Here is a 5989-nt window from a genome sequence, read left to right on the forward strand (position 1 = left end):
CCTCAGGGGAGAAATAATCTCATTTATCGGGCGGTCTCTCTCTTTTATGAGAAACTCGGGAAGAGATACGGAACGGAAATTTTTCTTGAGAATCGTATTCCACCGGGAAGGGGTTTAGGCGGCGCCTCTTCTGATGCGGTTACCGTCCTTATTGGTCTAAATCTTTTATTGGAGAAGAAACTTAAGAGAAGAGAACTTTTTATCCTGGCTAAGGAATTGGGTAGCGATTGTCCATTTTTCCTTTTTGGGGGCGCCTGCTACGCTCGGGGGAGAGGCGAGATATTAGAACCGATAAAAATCCCGAAATTGAAATTTTTTCTCTATCTGCCAAAGATAAAAATATCTACCTCTTGGGCTTATTCCCTTATTGACCGGAATTTGACAAAAGAAATTTCTTCTCTTATATTATTAAGAAAGAAATTAGAGAAAGGAAAATTGATTGGTATTCGCTCTTATCTGGTGAACGATTTTGAGAAGGTTGTTTTTAGAAAATACCCAAGACTTTCTCTAATTAAAGAGAAGATTGATAGATATACCCTCGGGGCGCAGATGACCGGCAGCGGCAGCGGATTATTTGGGATTTTAGAAAGAGGGAAGGAAGAGGAATCTTTATCTAATTTGAGGAGGGAGAAAATAAGAGGGATTATCGTGGAGAGTTTGGGGCGTCGTCTAATGGGCAGGACACAGGATTTTGGATCCTTAAATGGAGGTTCGAATCCTCCCGCCCCAGCTATTATTTTATGGCGTTAAAGGTAATTGCGGGCCGACAGGGTCTCTCCTTGGCGGAAAAGATTTGCCAGATATTAAAAATTGACCCCTGGCCTACGACAATTGAAAATTTTTCTGATGGAGAGATTTCGGTGAAGATTGAAAAGAGTGTGCGGGGTGACGATGTCTTTGTTATTCAACCAACACCACCTCCAGCGGATAACATCCTGGAACTCCTCCTTCTCTTGGATGCCCTAAAAAGGGCTTCCGCCGAGCGCATCACCGCGGTGATACCTTATTTTGGTTATGGCCGGCAGGACCGAAAGGATGAACCGAGGGTGCCAATTTCTGCTAAACTCCATGCTGACCTCTTAGAGACTGCGGGTGCCCAAAGGGTTTTGACAATGGAACTCCACGCCGAGCAGATTCAGGGTTTCTTTAATATCCCGGTGGACCATCTTTACTCCGCCAGTGTTTTTGTGGAGCGGCTCAAAAAAGAAGACCTTACTGATTATGTGGTGGTCTCCCCGGATACGGGTGGTGTGAAAAGGACTCGGGCTTTTGCTCAGAGGTTAGGCAGACCAATGGCGATAATTGATAAGAGGCGAGAAAAATTTCCGGGGAGTAAGGGGGTAGAGGTTATGAATCTGATTGGTGATGTGCGTAATAAATCTTGCATCATCTTTGATGACATCATCTCAACGGGAAAGACGATTATTGAGGTGGTTCAGTTCTTGCAGAAAAATTCGCGACCGAAAGAGATTATTGTCTGTGCCGCTCATGCCGTTTTTGCTCAAGACTGTTTGGAAAGATTGTCGGTGGAAAAGATCAAAAAGATTTTTGTTACCGATACCATCACTTTGCCGCCCGAAAAAATCAATGATAAGATTGAAATCCTTTCCGTGGCACCAATTTTTGCAGAAGCAATAAGAAGGATCCATAAAGGGATGTCGGTGACATCCCTTTTTAAATAAAAGGGAGAAGATATGGAACTCATCGCTTATCTTAGAGAAAAGAAGGGGAAAGGGATTACCAAAAAACTTTTGAGGGAAGGAAAGATCCCAGCCATTCTTTACGGTCGGGGAGAGGAGTCAGTAAAATTGTATGTGGAAGAGAAAAGATTCCTCGCCCTTTTAGAAGAACTGAAGGGGAAGGCACCAATTTTCACCCTCTCGTTTGCGGGAAAGAGTGAACGTTGCATAATGAAGGCAATTCAGAAGGACCCAATTAAAAACCGGTTTATCCATATTGATTTTCAAAAAATCCATCCCGAGGAGGAGATTGTCGTGAAATGCCCAATTGTCCTTTTAGGAACCGCTCCCGGTGTGAAAGCCGGTGGTATTCTTGACCATCACTTGCGGGAAGTGTCAATAAAGGGAAAAATTGACGCCATACCCCCAAGAATTGAAGTGGATATATCCCAATTGCGTTTAGGTCATAGTATTCATCTCTCGGATATAAAAATTAGCGGCGGTCATTTTCTTTTGCCTCCGGACACACCTGTTGTCTCGGTTCTTGTACCCAAGAAATTAGAAGAGGTAAAACCAGCAGAGGTGACGCCAACGCCAGCCCAACCGGAAGCGGTGGCGAAAGAGAAAAAAGAAGAGAAGGAAGGAGAGGAGAAGAAGGGGAAGTGAGATTGACTTTTCGGGAAATAGTGGTAGGATTAAAAGTGTTTGAAAGTTGGGAGGAAAAATGAAGTACTTATTTGCTTCTGTTTTTTCTTTTTCCCTCCTTTTCTCTTTTATTTACGCCGAGAGAAAAATGGAGGCGCGGGTCTATTTTCAAACCGCCGAAGAACTTTTCTCTAAATTGGGCAACTTCTTTTCCGAATTAGATGTGGCAACGGGCGGGGAAACAGAAACCGGAGAATCCTATATTGTGATAATTACAACCGAAGAGCAACTGGAAAAGATAAAAGGGAGAAATTTAAGAGTGGAAATAACCTATCCTGATATAAAAGAGAAGTTCCGGCTGATGACGGGAGTAGACCCCGATAAACCAGAGCTCTTCCGGGATTTCGGTTATTTCTTCACCTATTGGGAGATGATTGATACCCTTAACCGGATGAAAGCAAATTATCCCGCGATCTGCTCGATAATGAATATCGGAAATTCCCATCAGGGAAGACCCTTATGGACCTTAAAGATTTCGGATAACCCCCAAGTTGATGAGTTAGAACCAGCAGTCTATTTTAATGGGGCAACGCACGCCCGAGAACCAGGAGCAACACATTGTTGTATTGACTTTGCCAGTTGGCTTCTAATGAATTACGGTAGAGACAGTCTTGTTACCTGGCTGGTAAATAACCGGGAAATCTATTTTACACCAGTGATGAACCCGGATGGCTATGTTTATAATTCCGATTCTGGTGGTTCAACTGCTAACTGGCGGAAAAATCGGAGAATAATCCAATCGCCCTATGTGGGAGTAGACTTAAATCGGAACTACGGCTATAAATGGGCCTATGATAACTCTGGTTCCAGTGGTAGTCCTTCTTCTGAAACTTATCGGGGACCTGCTCGTTTTTCGGAACCAGAAACTCAGGTGGCAAGAGATTTTATGCTTACTCAGAAAATAAGAACCCAACTTGATTACCACACCTATGGCAGATACAATATGTACTCTTGGGGTTATGCCACAACCTTACCACCTGACCAGACAACACTGCAAGAGGTTGTTGATACCTTCCGGATGTATAACGGCTATCCCCAAAGTCAGACCGGACAAATTGCTCGGGTCCTATATTTGGCAAATGGGGTAAGCACCGATTGGGAATATGCCGATACTTTACACGAAGGTGTTAGGAAGTTTGTCACCTATGCTTTTACGATTGAATGGGGAACTAATGATTTCTGGTACGGGGCAAGTAATCCGACTTACGTTGATAATGAGAATCAGTTAAACCGGGGAAACAATCTCTTTTTGACTAAGGTTGGGGGTGTTTTCTTTGAACCGAGGGGCGTTTTTATTAATGATACCCTAATGGGGAACCGGACTGGTCAATTGGATCCCGGGGAAAATGCTTATATCTGGTTTAAATTACGGAACCGAGCCATTAATCCTGCTGATTCTGCCTATTCTATTTCTGGTGTCGTCCGTTCCTCTGATTCTCGGGTTACGCTAATTGATAGCACATTCACCCTGCCGGTGATTCGGAGAAAAGATACCTCAAATACCCGAAGCGCTATGTTAAGAATTTCCGCAAACTCCAGTATTCCACCAAATACTATTGTCCGACTACGAGTTGTGCTTTCTTATCTTGACGATGGCTTTGCGATGAGTCAACCATTGGATTATTCAATTACCATTGGTCCCAATATTGTTTCGGTGGAGGAGGAAAAAGGAGAAGGATATTTCTCTTGCTTCCCAACAATAGTAAGAAAATCTCTGCGTTTATCTTCAAGTTTCTTATCAGGTGGGGATTTCCATTTCCGGATTATTTCGGCTGATGGTCGGATTCTTGAGGAAGGGAGAAAGGAAAACTTACCTAGGGATTTCAATTTGGAAGAGGGTATCTATTTCTTAGAAGTGAAGGATGGTACAAACAAGGAGATAAGGAAGATAGTATTGGTTAAGTAAGGAAATTAAAGAATCTCTCTTTTCATAGCTTATACTGAAATCAGTAAAAAAGAAAGGAAATTACTCCTTACCCCTCTAAAACCTACTTATTTCGTTAGTCGGGTTTTTATTTAATTACCACCAACTTTCCAATTGTGGTTTCTTCTTCGCTTTGGAGACGATAAAAATAAATCCCATTTTTCACTTTCTTTCCTTTTTTGTCGGTTCGGTCCCAGAGGATGGAAGATTTGCCGGCTAATTCTTTAATCACTTTTCCTTCACTATTGTAAATCGTTATCGTTATTGGATTTTCTTTATTCATTAACGAAGAGAAGATAGCAAAATCACTAAGGGGATTGGGATAGACTGTATGCTGGATTTTAGAAATAGGTGTTTCTTCAACTGCTACGAACTCATTTATCTTCTTCTTTGCCCCCTGATAGACGAACTTATTGGAGTCGGGTTGCATATAGTCATCCTGAATGAAAACAACCACTTCGCAGCGGCTTGGATTCCAATCGGTTGAGAGGGTGTAATCGCGATAGCGGGTGATTGTCTGGCCACCAGGGATAGTAACAACTTCCCCGTTCCAATCGGGCAGAAAATCCCTTGCCACATGATTATGCCAGGGGTCATTGTTTGGTCCCAGGTAATAGAGGCTATCTTCCACAATTACAAATTGAATTCTTCCGGTAATGGGTGTAGGGTTCTCATTAGTGAAATCAGCGGTTATTCTGCCAGAGCGGGTAGTTGGGTTGTAGGTTCCACTGACAGTAATTAAAACCGATGCGTCTGCATACATCCGGGCTTCAATCGCTCCCCGCCAGAGATTATAGTTATAACCGGCTCTTGTTCCATCTGCCCAAAGATAAGGGGTAACATAGTACCACTGACCTCCGGAGTAATATGGTGGTGGGTAGTAATACATCCTCTGTCTGGCTTCGTAGGAATAAAGGGGATAAGCGTTGTCAATATGTAATTCAATGGCGGCTACTCGGGTTGGATAATCAGCGACAATCTGGTCCAGCGCACGGCTGGCAGCGGCACAGGAGCCTCAATCTTCCTGATATAGTTCTTCGGCAACTACTATCCTTTCTGCCCCGAAAACAGCAAGGGGGAGAAGGATTAAAAGAGAGATGAGATACTTCATAATTCCTCCTAAAACTTTGCATTATAAGTATCAAAATAAAAAAGTCAATGGAGGCGGCGGGAATTGAACCCGCGTCCGGAGAGTTTGAGGCTTAAGTTCTACATAGATAGTCGGTTTACTATTTCTCGTTAACCCTTTCGCCAACCGACAGGCAAGGGTTAACCAGTCTCAGTATCTCTTAGGTTCTTACCCCTGAGACGCAGGTAAAAACCGCATCACCCAATCTCTAACCCTTTCTTGCCCCGGGTGAAAGGGCAAGAAGAGTTGGCGGTCTTATTATGCCGCCAGTGCGTAGCTGCTGTTGGCAGCTGTTTTTTTTCTCTATCTATCTTTAACGAGGCGATAGAGAGCCTCGCTATGCCCTTAAGCCTCGCAATCACTCCGTCGAACCCATTCGCCCCCACAAAAAATATTATAGGAGAAATAATAAAAAGTCAACCCTCCGGTTTTCATCAAAAATAATCTTACCGAAAATGGGTTATTTAATCAAAAATATCTTACCATTGAAAAAATTTAGGCTCCCTCCCATATTAAAAAGTAATAGAGGGAGCCTTTATGGTTATAACGATG

Annotated in this window: 4 protein-coding genes, 1 tRNA gene and 1 other RNA gene; 4 read left to right on the forward strand and 2 right to left on the reverse strand. The window is 43.1% G+C overall.

The features are described 5' to 3' along the window. Window positions 1-658: 658 nt before the first annotated feature. The 4 genes from ABIL00_08005 to ABIL00_08020 all read left to right on the forward strand — a co-directional run bounded on the left by ABIL00_08005 (window position 659) and on the right by ABIL00_08020 (window position 4290). Window positions 659-730: transfer RNA gene (locus ABIL00_08005), tRNA-Gln, on the forward strand. A 10-nt stretch (window positions 731-740) separates the two neighbouring features. Continuing rightward, a complete protein-coding gene (locus ABIL00_08010; GenBank protein ID MEO0110702.1) occupies window positions 741-1682 on the forward strand; it encodes a ribose-phosphate pyrophosphokinase in 942 nt (313 codons plus the stop codon). 12 nt (window positions 1683-1694) lie between these two features. After that, window positions 1695-2345, forward strand: coding sequence for a 50S ribosomal protein L25 (locus ABIL00_08015; GenBank protein ID MEO0110703.1), 651 nt, complete (start codon window positions 1695-1697; stop codon window positions 2343-2345). A gap of 58 nt (window positions 2346-2403) precedes the next feature. Beyond that, window positions 2404-4290: a M14 family zinc carboxypeptidase gene (locus tag ABIL00_08020; protein ID MEO0110704.1), complete on the forward strand. Its 1887-nt coding sequence runs from the start codon at window positions 2404-2406 to the stop codon at window positions 4288-4290. 106 nt (window positions 4291-4396) lie between these two features. Here ABIL00_08020 and ABIL00_08025 read toward each other — a convergent pair whose 3' ends face one another. Both ABIL00_08025 and ssrA read right to left on the reverse strand, forming a co-directional pair. Beyond that, window positions 4397-5197, reverse strand: coding sequence for an Omp28-related outer membrane protein (locus tag ABIL00_08025; protein MEO0110705.1), 801 nt, complete (start codon window positions 5195-5197; stop codon window positions 4397-4399). A 267-nt stretch (window positions 5198-5464) separates the two neighbouring features. Next, window positions 5465-5821: a transfer-messenger RNA gene (ssrA, locus tag ABIL00_08030) on the reverse strand. Between the last annotated feature and the right edge of the window lie 168 nt (window positions 5822-5989).

The organism is candidate division WOR-3 bacterium (assembly GCA_039801905.1).
Classification (GTDB): Bacteria; Hydrothermota; Tepidihabitantia; order Tepidihabitantales; family JBDRVQ01; genus JBDRVQ01.

Coding starts and splice junctions, on each gene's coding strand:
- ABIL00_08015 (MEO0110703.1), top strand. CDS start 1,695: ATGGAACTCATCGCTTATCTTAGAGAAAAGAAGGGGAAAGGGATTACC.
- ABIL00_08025 (MEO0110705.1), bottom strand. CDS start 5,197: ATGTATTACTACCCACCACCATATTACTCCGGAGGTCAGTGGTACTAT.
- ABIL00_08020 (MEO0110704.1), top strand. CDS start 2,404: ATGAAGTACTTATTTGCTTCTGTTTTTTCTTTTTCCCTCCTTTTCTCT.
- ABIL00_08010 (MEO0110702.1), top strand. CDS start 741: ATGGCGTTAAAGGTAATTGCGGGCCGACAGGGTCTCTCCTTGGCGGAA.